Source organism: Flavobacterium tructae (assembly GCF_001853485.1).
In the GTDB taxonomy this organism is placed as follows: Bacteria; Bacteroidota; Bacteroidia; order Flavobacteriales; family Flavobacteriaceae; genus Flavobacterium; species Flavobacterium tructae.
Map to the genome: position 1 here is coordinate 197,139 of NZ_MIKE01000024.1, position 20,876 is coordinate 218,014.

Genomic DNA, 20,876 nt, shown 5'->3' on the forward strand with positions numbered 1-20,876 from the left:
TTTATGTAAAAATACAAAAAAACTATGCGCGCACAATAAATTTAAAATACTTTCAAGGACTACCAATAAACTCAGGCACTCCGAATGATTTTCAGCGTTTTATAGGCATTCAAACAATTTTAAACTTGTTAATATTTTGTTAATATTTAGTACTATGCAAAACAAGATACTGTCTTTTAGATATATATTTGCATAAGAAATTACTATATACTTTTAATCATGGAAACAACAACACCACTCATCATGGAAACTTCATCAGAAAAGAACACTGCAACGTTCACACACTTAAGCACTTTAAGTCAGTACATCATTCCATTTGGGAATTACATTTTCCCGATATTAATCTGGACGAGTTACAAAGACAAATCAGAATTTGTAAACCATCACGGAAAACAGACTTTAAATTTTCAACTAAGTCTTTTGCTTTACACTCTGGTTTTGGCCTTAATTGCAATCCCGATTTTCATCACTGTAGTCTTGCAAAACATTCCGATTGAAGCTTTAATGTATGATGACAATTATGTTATTCGCAATTTCAACTTCGAGGGTAACATTGGTTTGCTGACTATTGGAGCCACAGCAGTAGTGCTTTTTGGATTGTTAAAATTTGTTGAATTCTTTTTAGTGATTTACGCTTCGATAAAAGCATCAAACGGAGAATTATACAAATATCCAATTACGATTCCTTTTATTAAGTAGGCCACGACTTCGCTCAGCCTCACATAAAAATTAAAAGTTATAGGTTAAAAAGGGTTTAACCCCTTAAAAAAATCAATCATCAATCACCCGAGCCGGAAGGGCAAACCGGCATCTCAATCATCAATCATCATCAATCAAAAAACGAATTGTTCAATCAAAAAAAAACAAAATGAAATTATGAACATTGAAAACACAAAAGCACAGATGCGCAAAGGTGTTCTTGAGTTTTGCATCCTATCTGTATTAAAAGAAAAAGATGCTTACACATCAGAAATATTAGACACTTTAAAAAACGCAAAATTACTAGTTGTTGAGGGAACAGTTTACCCACTTTTGACTAGGCTGAAAAACGACGGTTTGCTTAATTATCGATGGGAAGAATCTACGTCTGGACCACCAAGGAAATATTATGGATTAACCGAAATAGGACAAACATTTTTAAACGAACTTAGCGGTACCTGGACAGAATTGTCTGACGCCGTAAAACTAATCACCAATCAAAATCAATAAGTCATGAACAAAACAGTAAATATTAACTTAGGCGGTATGGTTTTTCACATCGATGAAGATGCATATCTAAAACTGACACGCTATTTTGACGCCATAAAACGATCTCTTACCAACTCGTCCGGACAGGATGAAATCATCAAAGATATCGAAATGCGTATCTCAGAATTATTAATTGAGAAACAAAAAAGCGATAAACATGTTGTAGGACTGAAAGATGTTGATGAGGTGATTGCCGTTATGGGGCAGCCTGAAGACTATATTCTGGAAGATGAAGAAAAAACAAGTCAGTCTTTTAATGATTACGGAACAAGAAAACACAAAAAATTATACCGTGATAAAGAAAAAGGAATGATTGGTGGTGTAGCAACCGGTTTAGGGCATTATTTTGGAATTGACGCTGTTTGGATCAAAATTATCTTCTTAATATTTGTTTTCGCAGGTTTTGGAACCGGAATCTTAGCTTACTTCGTTCTTTGGATTGTTACTCCTGAGGCCGTTACCACTTCGGAGAAACTGGAAATGACTGGTGAACCGGTAACGATCTCAAACATTGAGAAAAAAGTTCGTGAAGAAATTGAAAACTTATCTGATAAATTTAAAAATGCCAATTATGATGCGATGGGAAACCAGGTAAAGTCAGGAGCTGAGAGAATAAGTAGTTCATTTGGAGACTTTATCATGACGATTTTCAAAATATTCGCTAAATTTTTAGGAGTCATTTTAATCATATCCGGAATCAGTACTTTGATTATGTTATTGATTGGAGTTTTTACTTTAGGAACTAATGTTTTTGTTGATTTTCCATGGCAAAACTTTGTAGATGCCGGAAACTTTACAGATTATCCGCTTTGGTCATTTGGTTTATTAATGTTTTTTGCTGTTGGAATTCCATTTTTCTTTTTGACACTTTTAGGTTTCAAATTGTTATCTCCAAACCTGAAGTCCATTGGAAACATCACCAAATATACTTTATTAGCCATTTGGATTATAGCGGTTGCTATCGCGATCAGCATCGGAATCAAACAAGCGACAGAACTTTCATACGACAACAAAATGGTCGAGAAAAAATCAATCAACATTACTCCAAAAGATACTCTTTTTGTAAAATTCAGATACAATGATTACTATGCGAAAGATCTGGACCACCGTAGCGATTTTGAATTTGTACAAGACTCTGCCAACAATCAGTTAATCTATTCTAACGATGTTCGCTTACATGTTTTACCTACAGATGAAGCTACTCCTTACATTCAAATTGAAAAAACAGCCAGAGGAAACTCGTTTATCAATGCCAAACAAAGAGCAGAAAAAATCAACTACAAGTTTGAGCTTAACGGAAATCGCTTAATTTTGGATAATTATTTTCTTACAGATGTAAAAAACAAATTCAGAGGACAGGAAGTAGATGTATATTTATACTTACCTGAAGGGCAATTATTCAAGCCGGATTCATCTGTACAAGATTATGACGATTCTGACAATGATTTTTTCAACTTACACTTTAGCGGTAACTACAATTACAAAGTACAAGGTTCAAAAATCAAATGCCTTGACTGCCCTGCCGAAGAAAATGAGTATGGAGACGAATATGATGATACGACCGAAAAAAGTTTCATAGAAAACGATACCGTAAATGGAGTTTCCATCGAAGTAAACGGAAAAGAAATTTTAAACGCAAAGAAAACCAAAGGAAAATTAACCACTGATGAAAACGGAGTTGTAATCAAAATTAACTAGGCCATGATAAAAATAATCATTCATATTACAAAATTCATTATTGCAGCAGTTACTGCATTATTGTTTGCCTCTTGTAACCTTAATGTGAATACTATTAAAGGAAGCGGAAATGTTACTACTGAAAAAAGAACCCTATCCGGTAATTTTACAAAAGTGTCGGTTAGCAATGCGATAGATCTTGTTATTATCCAATCTGATTCTACAGAAGTTGTTGTTGAAGCTGACGATAACATACAACAGGAAATCACAACAAAAGTGGAAAATGGAACGCTATACATCAAATGCAAATACAATAGTTTTCAGGATATTGCCACAAAAAGGGTAACCGTAAAAATGCCTGTTATCGATAAATTAGCAGCCTGGAGCGCCGCATCTATTATGAGTAAAGGCCTAATTCAGGGTCAGGATATTAATATTGAAGCTTCCAGTGCTTCAACTGTAGATGTGAATATCGAATCGGATAACATTACTTGTGATTCAGACAGCGGGAGCTCTATCCGCCTAGAAGGAAAAGCATTAAAAATGCAGGCTTCAGCTTCAAGCGGCGGTAGTGTTAGTGCTCGTAAACTATTGGCAAATGAGATTCATGCCGAAGCCTCAAGCGGAGGAGACGTAAATGTTCATCCAATTGTAAACCTTAAAGCCTCAGCCAGCAGCGGAGGAACTGTCAATTATGACATCACTCCAAAAACAATTGAAAAAACTTCAAGTTCAGGAGGAACGATTAGCCAGGGATAAACCTTATTTATCTGTTAAATGTAAAAAAATCATTCATCGAAAGTGGATGATTTTTTTATATTTGTCCAAATCAAATCTTAGAATTAATGAAAAAGAATACGGCCCTTCTTCTATTATTATTGGTTACGACCTTAACTTTTGCCCAGCGAAGAGAAAAAATAAAAGGATCTAAAATTGTAACCACTTCGGTAAAAGAAGTTGGTGAATTTGATGGCATTGAAGCAGATGACAATCTGGAAGTTTACCTGGAACGAGGAGAAAAAAACGAAATTAGAATTGAAGCCGATGACAATCTGCATGAAATCATTGGAACGGATTTAAGAGAAAAAGTACTTCGTCTCTATACTGCCAAAGAAAGTACGATCTTCAAAAAACTGGTTGTTCATGTTATCTATACCGGTTCATTAAAAACCGTAATTGCCAAAAATGAGGCTGTAGTCTATGCCATTCAGGAACTTAAATTAGACGATATCACTTTTCATAGCTTCGATTATTCTAAATTACTGCTCAACGTAAATTCTAAAAAATTCAGTTTGTTTGCAGATGACAGATCCAAAACCGAACTAAACTTAAAATCAGAAGATGCTTCCTTACAGCTAAGCAAAAACGCTTCGATTAAAACATTAGTTTCTTCCATAAAATTCAAATGTGATTTGTACCAAAAAACAACTGCCGCTATTGAAGGTATCGCCGAAAAAGCAACAATCCGTTTAGACAATAACGCTGTTTTTACAGGAATAAAATTTACTTTAAAAGAGGCTAACGTTACCACTGAAGGCTCTTCTGTCGCTACTATTTTGGCGGAGAACAATTTAGCAATCGCAGCCGGCGATAAGTCAGAGATCTCTCTATTTGGAAGCCCAAAAATCGAACTTACCCGTTTTAGCGAAGAAGCAAAACTCATCAAGAAACCAAGTCCTGTAAAAGCGAAGGCAACTACTCCGTTGCAGGGGTAGAGTTTGTGTGGTTTGAAGAAGTTTCAAGTTTAAAGTTTAAAGTTTCAAGTTTCAGGTTTCAGGTTTCAGGTTTCAGGTTTCAGGTTGGAATGAAGGGAATTGATAAAGCGATGATGAACACCTAGCCTAATCTGGCAAAGACGCAAAGACGCAAAGTTTTTACTTTTTAAAATATATCGGGCTGATGAACTGATAAACAAAAACAAAAAGTCCATTCGCAAAAACGAATGGACTTTTTCTATTTTAAGAGTTCCAACAACTTGAAACTTTCAGACTTGAAACTCCTTTTACGCCGTTGCAGGGGTAGATTCTTAGATTCTTAGAACCTTCTCCCTACTCTTTCGCAGCAAGATATCTCTCAGCATCCAGAGCAGCCATACATCCTGTACCTGCAGCAGTAATGGCCTGACGGTATACGTGATCGGCAGCATCTCCGGCTACGAAAACACCTTCTACATTTGTTTTAGAAGTTCCCGGAACATTTACAATATAACCGGTTTCATCAAGTGTGATATAATCTGCAAAAATATCTGTATTTGGTTTGTGACCAATGGCAACAAAAAATCCGGTTGCCGGAATGTCGAAAATTTCACCAGTCGTTTTGTTTTTTGCTTTTATTGCATGTACAACATTATCATCCCCTAAAACTTCAACGGTATCATGGTTCATTAAAATTTCAATATTTTCAGTTTTACGAACGCGCTCTTCCATAATTTTTGAAGCTCTGAATTTCTCACTTCTTACCAACATCGTTACTTTTTTACAAAGTTTAGAAAGGTAATGTGCTTCTTCACAAGCTGAATCTCCAGCCCCTACAATAACCACTTCCTGATTACGGTAGAAGAATCCATCACAAACAGCACAAGCAGAAACTCCTCCACCCATTTGTAAATAATGCTGCTCTGAAGGCAGTCCTAAATATTTAGCCGAAGCTCCTGTAGAAATAATAACAGTCTCACAGTGTAATTCGATCGTATCGTTAATCCAAACTTTATGAATATCTCCCGAAAAATCAACTTTAGTAGCCCATCCATCGCGGATATCAGCACCAAAACGTTTTGCTTGTTCTTGTAATTGAATCATCATTTCCGGCCCGGTAACTCCATCCACATAACCCGGGAAATTTTCTACTTCATTCGTTGTAGTCAATTGACCCCCTGGCTGCATTCCCTGATATAAAACCGGATTCATATTTGCTCTGGCAGCATAAATAGCAGCAGTATAACCCGCCGGACCTGAACCAATAATAAGGCATTTAATTTTTTCGATTGTATCTGACATAATATGATTGTATTATTAATTAATGGTCACAAAAATAAGTTTTTATTGTTGGAAAACGGAACAGATTAAATCAGTTTTAACTATTTCTCAATAGAGGCTTTAACCTGCGAAGGGAAATTAAAAATGGAAACAGAATACTCCTGCTTTAAAAAGCCAGCTTCTAATTACAGAAGACTTTTTCCTTTTGACTATATTTGACCTCTAATAGTGCTCATTTTCAAAAACTTAACCATTCCATTTCAACACCTTAACAAACATCAAACCAATCTATTCTATCTTAAATTCTTATAAAACGTACCGTTAATACAAAATTATACCTTCAGGATATGACAACAAAAGAAAAGCTAATATGTCTAGTGCTGTTTATTTTTCAACTGATGCAGGCACAATCTTCGAAATCTGAAGAGATACCCTTTCTGGATTTCACTCCTGTTATTGACGGAAAGCTGGACGATAGGCTATTAAATCTTAAAAAAAAGGAATTCAACCATTTTTTTCAGTTTGACAATCCTGCGGTCACGCCCACTAAAGTAAATTATCTGTTGGGATATACCGCAACACATCTTTATTTGTATATCGAAACTAAAGCAGATAGTATTACTTATCGCGATAGAGGTTTTATCAATGGTGACGGCTTTAAATTACTTCTGGCAAAACCTCAAAATGATTCACTTACAGACGAATACTATGACATTGCTTTCTCCCCTTCTAAAGACAAAAAATACTGGGCCCGAAAAAGAATCTGGGACTACAATCGAAACCAAAACCATGGTAAAAAACTAAGTCGTGAAACCCGATATGAAGAAATCTCTTATAAGGGTAAATGCGGTTTTGAGGTATTATTGGCATGGAAAGACGTATACCCTTATCATCCCTGGTTTTCTAACCCATTAGGATATAATCTGTATTTCGCAAAAGCCATACCAAACAACGCTGCAAATGGCTACTCAGTTGTTAAGGATGAAGGAATCTGGGATGAAGAAATTCCAAAAAGGAATTTCATGCCAATCGCTTTTGAAAAACCTAAAAAAGTAAATCAATCCATTATAACAGCTCAACTGGCCAAAAGAAATATTCAGGCTGATGAACCTCTGCAATTAAACCTAATAACAATAGCAAAAACAGCTCTGAATAAAACCATTGATGTTACTATCCAAAATGATTCTTCCAAAATATTTCCTGATAAAAAAATAAAGATCAGTTTTAAGAACAAACTGCAGCATAAATTAGTCCCCTTTGACTCTCATAATCTAAAATCGGGTCATTATAATTTTCTCATTCGTTCAGCCTCTGATACAATTGCACAATACGATTTTGTCATTTTCCCTAAGTTTAACTTCGACAGCATTCGTTCACAAATTACCAGAAATCCTTACCATTTGCAGCAAGGCACTTTAAATACCCTGTTGTTTAAAACAAACGAAGTCCAACAGCATTTCAACAATTTGAAATCCTACGAAAACGGAAAAAATGTATTGAAAGAATATCTCCAATTTGAAACGGAATTGAATTCCTTTTTAAAAGGCAGTGATCCGTACAAAGGAATTGCAAAACCTTATCGAAGAGCCTTCCAATCAAAATATGATGCTACTTTTCAACCTTACACTATAAAATTACCACAAGATTACAACCCTGAAAAAAAATACCCTCTACTGGTTTTTCTTCATGGCAGCGGACAAGATGAACAAACCGTCTTAAATCAGGCCAGAAGCGGCGGTAATTTTATTGAGATTGCTCCGTTTGCCAGAGATACGTATAACTGTTATGATTCTGAAAGTTCTCAAAATGACATTATTGAAGCCATTGAAGATGTACTGCTATATTTTTCAGGTGATAAAAATAAAATCGTTATTGCCGGATTTTCTATGGGAGGTTATGGCGCCTTGCGAACCTACTATCAACATCCTGAATTCTATAAAGGAGTAGCCGTATTTGCAGGCCATCCCGATTTGGCAAACGAGTGGCTGGGTGCAGGACATCCTAATTTTTTGGAGGATAAATTTCTGGTTCCCTTTTTAAAAACTTCTGTCATTGTTTATCATGGAAAGAAAGATGGTGCTTTACCCGTATCGGTCGCAGAAGAATTAATACAAAAACTAAAATCGAATGGAATTCCTGTCATCGGAAGAATAATCGAAGACAAAACCCACGAATATCCTGACGCAGAAACCAATAAAATCTACTTTGAATGGCTGACTAAAATCACAGAAAAGTAGTCATTGAGATGTACATAAAATCCGTAAAGCTTCAATCAAACTTTACGGATTTTAAAATTTTCAAACTAGATCGTTGTTACCTTCGACAAATCGACTCCAACACCTTTGAGTGCTGCATAAGTTAATTTGTCCATCACCGCTCCGTCAAAACAAATGGTCTGAAGTGTCTTGTAATATCGGTTTGTCAATGCAAATGTCGGACGGAACGAAACATTTCTAAAAACCGCTCCTTTAAACGAAACTTTATTCAATGCCGCATTAGAGAAGTTCACATCCATAAAAATATGTCCGTCAAGACAGAGCCCCGACAAATCTGAATATTTAAAATCAACTCCATTAAAGATGCAATCTATAAAGGTCATTTTTCGAAGATCAGATCTGGCTAGCTTTACATCAACCAGCTCTGCATCCATAAACTTTACTCCGCTTAACTCTGAAGCACTGAATTCGGTGCGCACGAGAGTCGCCTTGATGAAACTGGCACTGGAAAGATCAAGTGCAGAAAAAGTACAATCTGTCAGATTCGCTCCGGTAAAATTAGCTTCACGCACATCACTACCCTTAAACACACTGCCGGTTAGATCGGCATTCGAAAAGTCGCTGTCGCGCAAATCACTTCCAACAAATCTTCTGTTGACCAGACTAACTCCCGCTAAGTCCGTTTTTGCAAGGGCACTGCCACTAAAATTGATCAATAATGGCCGCTCCGATCTGTCAGAAGCACCCATTTCCTTAAATTCTTTTTGTTCCTGTACGTTAGTATCATTAATTACCTTAGAAATTGGCGTACTTTCAGAAGATTGAAGATTTTCTGAAAAATAATTAAGATCTACGTTTAAAATTTCTGCAAGTCGGTCTAAAGTAGCAATATCCGGAAAGGATTCTCCACGTTCCCATTTCCCTACTGCCTGCGGACTGATAAATAAAAGTTGAGCAAGTTGCGCCTGAGACATGTTTTGCTCTTTTCGTGCTTTGGCAATCTTGTTGCCGATTTTGTTAGCTTTCATAAATACTATCTTTTGTGATACCGCAAAATTAGTTTGACCTATTCTCTGAAGCCTTAAAAATACCGCTCCTTATAGTTGTAATCACGCTACTTATAGTTGTATTTCGCAACTGACGGTAGCCAGTAACAAATTTAAAGACTATACCCGCCAAACATGCTGTAATGTTGCAAAAAAGTAAGAAGTAAATAAAGAATATTTTTTTTCCTGATAAAAAGTACAAGACCGTTTGAATATTTTCTACAATAAAACAAAACGGGTAAAAAACAAAAAAGTCTTTTCAAAGGGCCGAAAAGACTTTTTTAAGGATGCTAAACCAATTGATTTTACCTCGTGCAAATATACAACCCAATACGGAATTTAGAATTCGACACCTGTTTTCCTTACAAAACAGAGCTCAAAAAACAAACTCAATCTTATTCTACAATAAGTTTCTCGGTTGATTCAGCTCCATCCTGATTTACTTTCAGGATATAAACACCTTTTTGCAAACCTTCAATAAACACTTCTCTGTTTGTAGTCGAAACAGAAAAAACCATTTTACCCGACATGTCAAATATTTTTACATCCTTTAAGGCAATTAGCTTAGTTTGCAGGTATAACTTCCCTTGTGGTACAGGATTTGGGTAAACCGCAAAACCTTCAATTTTATTATCAACCACTCCTAAACTACTTTTTTCGACTGTTATGATATAGTTTTTTACCGTGCCATCCTGAGCTGTTACTTCAATAGTAATCATTGTGCTGGCTCCGGTAGCTAAACTTATTTCCTGAGAAGGATTTCCACTGGTCACCGCTACCCCATTTACTTTTATCGTTGCACGATTATCAGTAGTAATTGGCGTTATTTTTATACTGCCAGCTCCGCTAGACACTTTGGCCGTATAAGCTGTCGTTTCGGAAGAGAAAACTGTAGTAAGCACTCCGGCACTCAGATTTAAATTACTTAAAGTAGCGACATTACTTAACGTACTAACTGCTGCGGGATTACCGGTGCTTGTTATTGTTAAATAGGAAGGATAATAAGAACTTCCTGTATACTCCATGATCATAACCTGATAAGTTGTTCCAGGGGTTAATCCAGTGACTATTATCTTGTTATCAACATTGATATGAGTAATAACATACCAACCAGTTGTTCCTATCTGATCTCCCAAACCAAAAGCAGGGTTACCCTGATAACTACCATTTCTCAATTCAGAAACAGGATTAGGGTTCGGAACAGAATCAGCATTGGTACCCGCCCGCATAAATACGGTTCTTGACCCTCCATTCCCATTTGTCCAGTTCAATGTAATGCCCGTTGATGTCGTATTGGTGAAAGTAAGCCCCGTGGTCTGAATCGTCGGTTGTGGCAAAAGTCTAAAAACTCTAATCCTATATATTTTTACAGTACCATCCTGAGCTGTGACCTCTACTGTAATAAGATTAGAATTAGCATAAAGACTACCTACTTCCAGATTACCAATCACTTGCGAAGGTGTTCCACTAGTCACTGCTATCCCATTTACTTTTATCTTCGCATTGGCATCAGAAGCCACCGGCGTTACTGTTATACTACTGACTTCGTTAGGAACTCTGGCATAGTAATCAGTGGTTTCTGATTGAAAAACAGTAGTCAGTGCTCCGGCACTCAGATTTAAATTACTTAAAGTAGCGACATTACTCAACGTAGTAATTGCTGCGGGATTACCGGTGCTTGTTGTTGTTAAATAGGAAGGATATCCAGGGTTGCCATTAAACTCCATCACGATTACCTGATAAGTCTTTCCGGGAGTCAAACCGGTTATCACTGTCTTATTATCGGTATTAATCTTAACAATGGTATACCAGCCTGTTGTACCTATCTGATCTCCTAAACCGAAAACCTTATTCTCTGCAAAATAAATATTATCCGGTACAGGAGCAGAACCTATACCTTCCCGCATAAATACAATCCTTCCTCCTCCATTCCCATTTGTCCAGTTCAATGTCGTTCCGGTTGATGTGGTATTGGTAAAAGCAAGATTTGAAGCTTGCATAGTAGGCACTGTCTGCGCCATTGTTTGAAAAACCGACAAAAAAGTGATCACATAAACCAAGAAAGGCTTTTTCGGAAAAAAGAAAGTAAAAGTACGATTCATATCAAAATGTTTTTTTTTTAAGTTTTTAAACTAAATCGAAATTTCTTACAGTGTCATTTTTAGTACTTTAGGCACTTTCGACAATCCATTTTAATTTATTTAATAATTAAATAGCTACAAAACAAAGTAACAAGTAAAAAATCAGGAAGAGTTCGCAATTCAATAAACACAACTGCAGATGTAATAATTGGGTGATTCACGCAATAAACGGGAAAGCGAGTAATGAAAAAGATTTGGTGCATCGGCTATCTTGAGATGCTTATTTGTGAAAAACAAAGAAAATGGGAGGAATTTTGTCGGGATGCCTCGATTCGAACCTGCGGACTTCCCTATTCTAATCGGGGCGCAATAACAGTTCAGCTATAGGATTTCAGTTTAAAGAAAAAAAAAGTCTTCCCAAAAAATGAAAAGACTTTTGTCGGGGTGCCCCGATTCGAACCTGCGGCCTTCCCGATTCCAATCGGGACGCGATAACAGTTCTAGCTATAGGATTTCAGTTTAAAGCAAAAAAAAAGTCTTTCCAAAAAATGAAAAGACTTTTTTCGGGGTGCCCCGATTCGAACCTGCGGCCTTCCCGATTCTAATCGGGGCGCAATAACAGTTCAGCTATTAGGATTTCAGTTTAAAGCAAAAAAAAAGTCTTTCCAAAAAATGAAAAGACTTTTGTCGGGGTGCCCCGATTCGAACCTGCAGCCTTCCCGATTCTAATCGGGACGCGATAACAGTTCTAGCTATAGGATTTCAGTTTAAAGCAAAAAAAAAGTCTTTCCAAAAAATGAAAAGACTTTTGTCGGGGTGGCAGGATTCGAACCTGCGGCCTCCTGCTCCCAAAGCAGGCGCGATAACCGGGCTACGCTACACCCCGTAAGCGGGTGCAAAGATAGAACTATTTTTTACTTATCCAACAACAATTTTAAAAATATCAGTTTTTTTATTTTCAAAATAACTTCAAAATATAGAATATCAAACACTTCACTTTTCAATTAGCACAAAAAAATATAAATATACCCTCAGATTAAAACATTACAACGATTCAGTCCTTTACATATACTCCATTTTAACACATCGTCTCGTAAGTTCTGAACTTATTTAATGAAGGGATTTCACTTTATTTAAATACATATCCCCTCCAATGCGAAAGAAATATTTTTCGCATTGTATTTTGTTAGGGGCCACAACTATTTTATTTTTCACAACCAGCCTTGTAAAAGTTTTGAAAAAGAAAAATGAGCAGTAAAATTTACACCCACTTTTAATTCCCTTTTTCTGACTAAAGTAAGATTTTGTTCTTTTTAGACTAAAATAAATCGAAAAATAGAACGAAATTTCGTTCCTGTTTTTTCATTATCGTTAAAATCAATTCCAGAAAACACGCACCATACAACGATTAACCGAAGATTCACAAATGTTAACAAAATAGATTTTCAGAAACCATAAATAATTGTATTTTTACGGTTCAAAATTCAGAAAATAAATGGGCAAAATCATTGCGATTGCTAATCAAAAAGGAGGCGTTGGAAAGACTACAACATCTGTAAATCTTGCAGCCTCATTAGGTGTTTTAGAAAAGAAAGTATTGTTGATCGATGCTGATCCACAAGCCAATGCTACATCTGGCCTTGGGATTGACGTAGAATCAGTTGAAGCCGGAACTTATCAAATCCTGGAACACAGTATAACACCAAAAGAAGCTGTTTTAAAATGTACATCTCCAAATGTCGATGTAATACCTGCACACATTGACCTTGTTGCCATCGAAATCGAATTGGTTGACAAAGAAAACAGAGAGTACATGCTTAAAAAAGCGTTAGAAAGCGTAAAAGACGAATATGACTTTATCATTATCGACTGTGCGCCTTCTCTAGGTTTATTAACCCTGAATGCTTTAACAGCTGCTGATTCTGTGGTTATCCCAATCCAATGCGAATATTTTGCACTTGAAGGATTAGGAAAATTATTGAACACCATAAAAAGTATTCAAAAAATACACAACCCGGATCTTGACATAGAAGGATTGTTACTAACCATGTACGATTCAAGATTACGTTTGTCTAATCAGGTTGTAGAAGAAGTTCAAAAACACTTTAATGATATGGTTTTTGATACCGTTATTCAACGAAATGTTAAACTGAGCGAGGCACCAAGTTTTGGAGAAAGCATCATTAATTATGACGCAACCAGTAAAGGAGCCGTTAATTACATTAATTTAGCTCAGGAGATTATAAAGAAAAACAGCAAATAGTTTTTATGACAAAAGCAATTAAAAAACAAGCCTTAGGAAGAGGATTATCAGCGTTATTAAAAGATCCGGAAAACGACATTACATCAGTAGAAGACAAAAATGCTGATAAGGTTGTTGGAAATATCATTGAGCTTGAAATAAGTGCTATCGAAATAAATCCGTTTCAGCCCCGAAGCAATTTTAATGAAGAATCGTTACGCGAATTAGCCACATCTATTAAAGAACTTGGTGTAATTCAACCTATTACTGTTCGTAAATTAGATTTCAACAAATATCAGCTCATCTCAGGAGAGCGTCGTTTACGTGCTTCGACTTTAGTAGGCTTAACGCATGTTCCTGCCTATATTCGTATTGCCAATGACAACGAATCATTGGTTATGGCTTTGGTTGAAAACATCCAGCGTCATGACTTAGATCCGATTGAAATTGCACTTTCTTATCAACGTCTGATTGACGAAATTCAACTTACACAGGAGCAAATGAGTGAGCGTGTTGGAAAAAAACGCTCTACAATTGCCAATTATTTACGTCTTTTAAAACTGGATCCGATCATTCAAACAGGTATCCGTGACGGTTTTATCAGTATGGGACACGGTAGAGCAATCATTAATATTGAAGACTTAGACATTCAGACTGATATCTACCAAAAAATAGTAAGTCAGAATTTATCTGTCCGTGAAACTGAGACTCTGGTAAAAAACTATCATGAAAGTTTAAAACCAAAAGCAGAAGGAAAACCTAAAGCAGAATCTTCTTTTGTGGTTAGAGAAACACAAAAAAACACTTTCAACGATTATTTTGGTTCGAAAGTTGATATAAAAGTCGCCGGCACGGGTAAAGGAAAAATCACCATTCCATTTGACTCTGAAGCCGACTTTAACAGAATAATAAAATTAATAAACGGATAGTGAATAAAATTGTCCCCATAAGTCTATTGTTCTTTCTCATAGGAACCGTTTCTCTTTTTGCTCAGGTAAAAAAAGACACGGTTTTGGTTGTTAAAGACACTAGCAAATTGCAGGAAATCGATCCTCTTACCCCTGCAAAAGCAGCATTCTACTCGGCAATTTTACCGGGTTTAGGTCAGGCATACAATAAAAAGTACTGGAAAATCCCTTTGGTCTACGGAGCGATTGGTACGAGTTTATACTTCTATCTTGACAACAACAAAAAATACCACGATTATCGCGAAGCCTACAAACGAAGACTGGAAGGCTACAATGACGATAAATATAAATTCCTGGACGACAGCAGACTTATTGCCGGTCAGAAATTTTATCAGCGAAACAGAGATTTATCACTATTATTTGTCGTTGGTTTTTATGCCTTAAACATTATCGACGCCAATGTTGACGCTGCACTGATTCAGTTTAACGTAAACGAAAGATTATCATTGCGCCCGGAAATTTACCCTGACGCTGTAACTTTCAAACCAAATGTTGGACTAACTTTTAATTACCACTTTTAAATAACTCCGGTTACTTGAATTTTAAAAAAAATACACGAAATGAAAATTGCGCTTTTAGGATACGGAAAAATGGGTAAAGTAATCGAGCGAATTGCTTTGGAAAGAGGTCATGAAATTGTTTTGAAAAAAGACGAATTCAGTACTTACGACGGACTTTCAACAGCCGATGTTGCGATCGATTTCAGCGTCCCTACTGCTGCCGTTGACAATATCTCCAATTGCTTTCATGCTAATGTACCTGTGGTTTCAGGAACTACAGGATGGCTAGAACACTATGACGAAATGATATCGCTTTGCAACGAAAAGAAGGGTGCTTTTATTTCGAGCTCTAACTTTAGTTTAGGGGTTAATATTTTCTTCGAACTGAACGAATACTTAGCTAAAATCATGTCTCAACTGGATTCGTATAAAGTTACGATGGAAGAAATTCATCATACACAAAAACTGGATGCTCCTAGCGGTACGGCAATTTCTTTAGCCAAAGGAGTTATCGAAAACAGCCAATACACCAATTGGACTCTGGACGAAGCAAAAAACAACGAAATTCATATTGAAGCTAAAAGAATTGGCGAAGTACCAGGAACCCATACTGTAACTTACGACTCACCTGTAGACAGCATCGAATTAAAACACACTGCACACAACCGCGAAGGGTTTGCTCTTGGAGCGGTAATCGCAGCAGAGTGGCTTGCCGGAAAAACGGGAATCTATTCTATGAAAGACGTATTAAATTTAAAATAAACAGTTAGAAAGGTTTAGGTAAAATTTCAAATTAAGTCCCGAACCTAAAACTTTAAATAAAATATTATGACACTATATCTTTGGTTTGTATTTTTCTTAGCCGTTCAGGTTATTCATTTTATCGGAACCTGGAAATTATATCAGGCTGCCGGAAGAAAAAGCTGGGAAGCTGCGATTCCGGTATACAATTCAATCGTTTTAATGAAAATAATCAGTCGTCCAACCTGGTGGACTTTATTGCTTTTCATTCCTATTATTAACCTGATTATGTTTCCGGTGGTTTGGGTGGAGACTTTAAGAACGTTTGGCAAAAAAACAACTTTAGATACTCTTTTAGGAATTTTCACTTTAGGTTTCTATATCTATTATGTTAGCTACACTCAAAAACTAGTATACAATGCTGACCGAAAATTAACTTCTGAAAATAAAGCAGGTGACACCCTGAGTTCTTTACTTTTTGCCGTTATCGTAGCAACATTGGTACATACTTATTTAGTACAACCTTATACAATTCCTACTTCCTCTTTAGAAAAATCTTTATTGATTGGGGATTTTCTGTTTGTAAGTAAAGTAAATTATGGCCCAAGAGTCCCTATGACTACGGTTGCATTACCAATGGTACATGACTCTATTCCGTTTGTAAAACAAAGATCCTATTTGAAATGGCCACAATTGCCTTATTTCAGATTACCTGCTTTAGAAAAAATAAAACGAACTGATATTGTCGTTTTCAACTGGCCGGTAGATACGGTTCACTATTTTTACGAACCAAAAGGAAGACCGGGGGTTATCAAACCAATTGATAAAAAATCAAATTACGTAAAAAGATGCGTAGGTATTCCGGGGGACAGCTTATCGATTAAAGACGGATTTGTTTTCATTAACGGAAAAAAATTAGTTTTACCGGAAAGAGCAAAACCTCAATATTCTTATTCCGTAGCCATAGACCCAAAAATCCCTATTGATTTTGAATCTTTAGTAAGAGAACTTGATATTACAGATGGAGCAGGATTTAAAAGCGAAAAAAGAGATACTCTTTATTTCAGAGCTTTGACTGAGGCAAGTGCAGAACGTCTGAAAAATACGCCTGGTATTACTGCCGTTACAAGAGAAATTGACCACGGAAATGACAACGCTATTTTCCCGCACATCAACAAATGGAATCAGGATAATTTTGGTCCGATTTATATTCCGGAAGCAGGGAAAACAGTTGCTTTAACCAATGAATCATTACCGTTTTACAAAGACATCATCACCACTTACGAAGGAAACACTTTACAGTTGGATGGTTCTAAATTCTTAATTAATGGTAAACCTGCTACAACTTATACTTTTAAGCAGAATTACTATTGGATGATGGGAGACAACCGTCACAACTCTGAAGACAGCCGCTACTGGGGTTACGTTCCGGAAAATCATATTGTAGGAAAACCGGTTTTCATCTGGATGAGCTGGGATACTAACGGTAAAGGAATCAACAAAATTCGTTGGAGCAGAGTTTTCACAACTGTTGATGGTGAAGGACAACCACAATCTTACTTTAAGTATTTCTTGTTTATTCTTGCAGCCTATTTTGTTGGAGAATATTTCTGGAAAAAAAGAAAACAAAACAAAGCATAAATAAAAAAAGTTATTTTTGTTTCAGGTTTCAAGTTTCAGGTTCACTCACAACCTGAAACTTGAAACCTGAAACTTTTAAAGCAATTAAAGATGAACTCTCTATTACTTCCTACTTATTTTCCATCGATCAGCCACTTTGCAGTTATGGCACAATCTGAAAATATTACTTTTGAAATGGAAGATAATTTTCAGAAACAAACTAACAGAAACCGTACCTACATCTATAGTCCGAACGGAATTCAGTTACTAAATATACCGGTTAAACATTCGAAATCAGGTCATCAGAAAACAAAAGATGTTATCATCGAGAATGAATTTGACTGGCAAAAACAGCATTTCAAATCATTGGAAGCTGCGTACAGAAGTTCTCCTTTTTTTGAGTTCTTTGAAGATGATATTCGTCCTGTTTTTGAAAAGCAGCACACTTTTTTAATGGATTTAAATCTGGAAGTTCTGGACATCACCACTAAATGTCTGCGCATGAAATTAGCGTTTGGTAAAACCACAGAATATTTTCATGAGGTAGAAAATATCTCCGATTTCAGGGTTTTGGCTAACGGAAAAAAAGACCTTAATTCATTTGAAAAGTACACTCAGGTTTTTGATGACAAACATGGTTTTATCAACAATTTAAGCGTTCTGGATTTACTTTTTAATGAGGGTAAATTTGCTATGGATTATTTGAAAACACAAAAACTACTGGTTTAATAGTTAACCGCAAAGTTCGCAAAGATTTTTTTTAGCCACAGATTCCGCAGATTAACACCGATTTTTAAAATCTTTTCAATCCGTGAAATCTGTGGCTATTTTTTTTTAATTTATTTCGGCCTTATCGTTAAGTGCTTTTAAGTCGAGCCATCTTGATAATGTTTCCATGATTCGCTTCTTATCACTCTCCGGAAAATCCTTCACTCTCGTAGTGTGGCTCCCCCCGGGAAGAACCATTTTTAATGCATCTAATTTGGAATCAGGTGTTGGAGCGCACGAGTACCAGGTGTCGTAACCACCATAGATGTACAAAATTTTGCTGCCTTTATTTTCTACATATTTTCGTACTTCTCTAATGTATTTCGGATTGTATTTTATAACCACTCCTTTGGGTGCAAATCGATCATTGGAAGCACTCTTTACCACCTGAAGCAAATCGGCAACCGGAGAAAAATCAAATCCATAGTACCCCAATTCTTTTAAATGTTGATAATAGGACGGCAAGTAATGAAAATACATCTTATCATTATAAGTTCTTACACCTGAAACCTCATCCAAATAGGCAAACAGCTCTTTCGGACTCGCTGTTACTGACGGAATAGCCTCGCATTTTCCTCCCCATTGCCAAAAAGAAAATGGAAATTCTAAAACTGCATATTCTAATGCTTCAGCGAAAGGAACTTCGGCAAAAGTCATTTTCTTCTCTTCTGCATATTGTTCAAACTCCTTTAAAACGGCTTCTCTATTTTCTAAAACTGCTCTCTGAAAGGCTGTAATTTTAGCCCTGCATTCTGCTGTCCCCACTGTTTTAGTATGCTCTACTGTTCGGGGATCTTCCTGAGTATTAATTAACGGTGCCACATAAGGCATTGCCACATCCACATCATCCGGATATTTTGATTTATAAATCAAAGCTGTTTCACCACCTTTACTTATTCCGGTCGAAATCCATTTTCCTGTATACAACTGCTTCAGTTTTGTTACAAGATTGTGGTAGTCGGCGATAGCCTGATCGTTTGTTAAATATTCCCATGGAAGCGGTTCCGGTCGCGACTTTCCATAAAAGCGGTATTCGACTGCAATCTGATTTGCGTTTAACAGTTTACTCACCTCACTTTTGATATTATTGGTATTGTATCCATGAGTTTCAATAACCATTGGGTTACTAAAATTCAGATGCGAGAGGTAAACATAATGCTTGAAAGTTCCTTTTTGCGGATTTTTATGATCTAAAGGTTCGTCTAAAATCAATTGGTATGACTCTGCATAACCTTCTAAATTTTCTATCGTTGTGATTTCGGCTTTTGGAAACAATACCGTGAGCTTCTGGTACAAATCTGATTTATTCTGCGCTGACACAAAATACGAACTCAGAACAACACACAGGAGCAATACTAAACGCTGTATACTTTTCATTTTTTAAGTTTTAATTGATCTTTAAAAATACAGGCATTACAACCCAGAATCCAATAGTATATTACCCTTAAATTATTCTATTTTATCTACTTTAAGTTAAAATACCACTATCCCAAAATATTGGCTTATTTTTAATCCAGAAAAACAACAAAAAACTATTAACCTTAAAACAACAAATATGACCATTGGAGTTGGCGGATCTAACGCAATTGCAGAATTAGAAAAAATACAAAACATGACCCTGAATGTAAAGTCCATTCAGCCGGAGGAATATCAAATGCGCATTCAGAAAGCGGTGTCACTTATGAAAACAGCAGGTTTTAAGTCCTTATTCGTGAACGCAGGAACCAATCTATACTATTTTACCGGAACCAAATGGAATCCCTCTGAAAGAATGGTTGGAGCCTTATTGTTTGAAGACGGCAGTCTGGAATATATTGTTCCAAAATTTGAGGAAGGTACTTTTAGAAAATTCATGAAAATTGAAGGGCATTTAAATTGCTGGGAAGAACACGAATCGCCATCTGTTTTATTTGGAAAGATCCTGGAGACCAAAGGCATAAACAACGGTAAAATTGCACTGGACGAATCTGCCGGTTATTTTTTAGTTGATGCTATCGTAAAAGCCAATCCAAATTACGAATTCGAAAATTCCCAACCGGTTACAACTGGCTGTCGCATTCAGAAATCAGCAAATGAAATTGCGATCATCCAACAAGCCAAAGAAATTACGATGGTGGTTCAACGTGCCGCTGCACGTATTTTGCATCCGGGTATAAAAGCCGAAACGGTTGTCGATTTTATCAATCAGGCACATATCAAAGCGGGAATTGCTTCAGGCTCTCACTTTTGTATTGTATTGTTTGCCGATGATTCTCAATATCCTCATGGGGTTACTACTCCTCAGGATTTAAAAGATAACGATGTTGTACTTATTGACACAGGATGTCGTTTGGAAGGTTACCTGTCTGATATCACCAGAACTTATGTGTACGGAACCCCAACGGAAGCACACGTCAAAATCTGGAATTTAGAAAAGGCTGCACAAAAAGCCGCTTTTGATGCAGCACAATTAGGAGCAACCTGCGGTTCGGTCGATGATGCCGCACGTAAAGTAATTGCTGCAGGCGGTTTGAGTGCCGATTACGAATTGCCTGGATTACCTCATCGCGTTGGTCACGGAACAGGATTAGATATTCACGAACATCCGTATTTGGTAAGAGGTAATACTACTGTTCTGCAAGAAGGAATGGTAGTAAGCAACGAACCTATGCTTTGTATTCCGGGTCAATTCGGGATTCGTCATGAAGATCATTTTTACATGACCGCTGAAGGTCCAAAATGGTTCACTACTCCAATGCACAGTATTGATAATCCGTTTGGGATTGGTATCAATTAAGCTGTATTTAATTTAAAA

The 20,876-nt window shown here is 36.5% G+C and carries 17 protein-coding genes and 1 tRNA gene; 13 read left to right on the plus strand and 5 right to left on the minus strand.

The features are described from left to right. The first annotated feature begins 219 nt into the window (after positions 1-219). The 5 genes from BHE19_RS14555 (at position 220) to BHE19_RS14575 (ending at position 4,640) form a co-directional block, all read left to right on the plus strand. The gene (locus tag BHE19_RS14555) at positions 220-699 is read left to right on the plus strand and encodes a DUF4870 domain-containing protein (protein ID WP_083342557.1); all 480 of its coding nucleotides are present in this window, start codon (positions 220-222) and stop codon (positions 697-699) included. A gap of 177 nt (positions 700-876) precedes the next feature. Continuing rightward, positions 877-1,209 carry a PadR family transcriptional regulator gene (locus BHE19_RS14560; RefSeq protein WP_017498072.1) on the plus strand — a complete coding sequence of 111 codons (333 nt, stop codon included), beginning with the start codon at positions 877-879 and terminating at the stop codon, positions 1,207-1,209. 3 nt (positions 1,210-1,212) lie between these two features. Continuing rightward, the gene (locus BHE19_RS14565; protein ID WP_070907756.1) at positions 1,213-2,946 is read left to right on the plus strand and encodes a PspC domain-containing protein; all 1,734 of its coding nucleotides are present in this window, start codon (positions 1,213-1,215) and stop codon (positions 2,944-2,946) included. 3 nt (positions 2,947-2,949) lie between these two features. After that, positions 2,950-3,684, plus strand: a complete 735-nt coding sequence (locus BHE19_RS14570; RefSeq protein ID WP_017498070.1) for a head GIN domain-containing protein — start codon at positions 2,950-2,952, stop codon at positions 3,682-3,684. An 86-nt stretch (positions 3,685-3,770) separates the two neighbouring features. Next, positions 3,771-4,640, plus strand: a complete 870-nt coding sequence (locus BHE19_RS14575) for a GIN domain-containing protein (RefSeq protein ID WP_070907757.1) — start codon at positions 3,771-3,773, stop codon at positions 4,638-4,640. A gap of 333 nt (positions 4,641-4,973) precedes the next feature. Here BHE19_RS14575 and trxB read toward each other — a convergent pair whose 3' ends face one another. Further along, positions 4,974-5,921, minus strand: coding sequence for a thioredoxin-disulfide reductase (gene trxB, locus BHE19_RS14580; RefSeq protein ID WP_017494826.1), 948 nt, complete (start codon positions 5,919-5,921; stop codon positions 4,974-4,976). A 326-nt stretch (positions 5,922-6,247) separates the two neighbouring features. On the opposite strand from trxB, the gene BHE19_RS14585 reads away from it, so the two are divergent. Further along, positions 6,248-8,137 (plus strand): carboxylesterase family protein, encoded by a 1,890-nt coding sequence (locus BHE19_RS14585; protein WP_083342558.1) that lies wholly within the window; start codon positions 6,248-6,250, stop codon positions 8,135-8,137. A gap of 65 nt (positions 8,138-8,202) precedes the next feature. On the opposite strand, the gene BHE19_RS14590 is transcribed toward BHE19_RS14585, so the two are convergent. The 3 genes from BHE19_RS14590 to BHE19_RS14600 all read right to left on the minus strand — a co-directional run bounded on the left by BHE19_RS14590 (position 8,203) and on the right by BHE19_RS14600 (position 12,129). After that, positions 8,203-9,144 (minus strand): pentapeptide repeat-containing protein, encoded by a 942-nt coding sequence (locus BHE19_RS14590; protein WP_070907759.1) that lies wholly within the window; start codon positions 9,142-9,144, stop codon positions 8,203-8,205. A 413-nt stretch (positions 9,145-9,557) separates the two neighbouring features. Beyond that, positions 9,558-11,264: a cadherin-like beta sandwich domain-containing protein gene (locus BHE19_RS14595; protein WP_070907760.1), complete on the minus strand. Its 1,707-nt coding sequence runs from the start codon at positions 11,262-11,264 to the stop codon at positions 9,558-9,560. Positions 11,265-12,054: 790 nt separating this feature from the next. Then, positions 12,055-12,129 (minus strand) — tRNA-Pro (locus BHE19_RS14600). A 609-nt stretch (positions 12,130-12,738) separates the two neighbouring features. Here BHE19_RS14600 and BHE19_RS14605 point away from each other — a divergent pair. The 6 genes from BHE19_RS14605 (at position 12,739) to BHE19_RS14630 (ending at position 18,043) form a co-directional block, all read left to right on the plus strand. Further along, positions 12,739-13,506: a ParA family protein gene (locus BHE19_RS14605; RefSeq protein ID WP_070907761.1), complete on the plus strand. Its 768-nt coding sequence runs from the start codon at positions 12,739-12,741 to the stop codon at positions 13,504-13,506. A 5-nt stretch (positions 13,507-13,511) separates the two neighbouring features. Then, positions 13,512-14,414, plus strand: a complete 903-nt coding sequence (locus BHE19_RS14610; protein WP_070907762.1) for a ParB/RepB/Spo0J family partition protein — start codon at positions 13,512-13,514, stop codon at positions 14,412-14,414. After that, entirely contained in the window at positions 14,414-14,974 is a 561-nt protein-coding gene (locus tag BHE19_RS14615; RefSeq protein ID WP_051041425.1) for a DUF5683 domain-containing protein, read from the plus strand. Before BHE19_RS14610 ends, BHE19_RS14615 begins: the two co-directional genes overlap by 1 nt. A gap of 39 nt (positions 14,975-15,013) precedes the next feature. Beyond that, positions 15,014-15,715: a 4-hydroxy-tetrahydrodipicolinate reductase gene (gene dapB, locus BHE19_RS14620; RefSeq protein ID WP_017494832.1), complete on the plus strand. Its 702-nt coding sequence runs from the start codon at positions 15,014-15,016 to the stop codon at positions 15,713-15,715. A 66-nt stretch (positions 15,716-15,781) separates the two neighbouring features. Then, positions 15,782-17,335, plus strand: coding sequence for a signal peptidase I (gene lepB / locus BHE19_RS14625; RefSeq protein WP_070907763.1), 1,554 nt, complete (start codon positions 15,782-15,784; stop codon positions 17,333-17,335). A gap of 90 nt (positions 17,336-17,425) precedes the next feature. Beyond that, positions 17,426-18,043: a WbqC family protein gene (locus BHE19_RS14630; protein ID WP_070907764.1), complete on the plus strand. Its 618-nt coding sequence runs from the start codon at positions 17,426-17,428 to the stop codon at positions 18,041-18,043. 105 nt (positions 18,044-18,148) lie between these two features. Here BHE19_RS14630 and BHE19_RS14635 read toward each other — a convergent pair whose 3' ends face one another. After that, positions 18,149-19,459 carry a S28 family serine protease gene (locus tag BHE19_RS14635; RefSeq protein ID WP_070907765.1) on the minus strand — a complete coding sequence of 437 codons (1,311 nt, stop codon included), beginning with the start codon at positions 19,457-19,459 and terminating at the stop codon, positions 18,149-18,151. A gap of 178 nt (positions 19,460-19,637) precedes the next feature. Between BHE19_RS14635 and BHE19_RS14640 the strand changes: the two genes are divergently transcribed. Then, on the plus strand, positions 19,638-20,858 hold the full coding sequence (locus tag BHE19_RS14640) for a M24 family metallopeptidase (protein ID WP_070907766.1): 1,221 nt from the start codon (positions 19,638-19,640) through the stop codon (positions 20,856-20,858). The last annotated feature ends 18 nt before the right edge of the window (positions 20,859-20,876 follow it).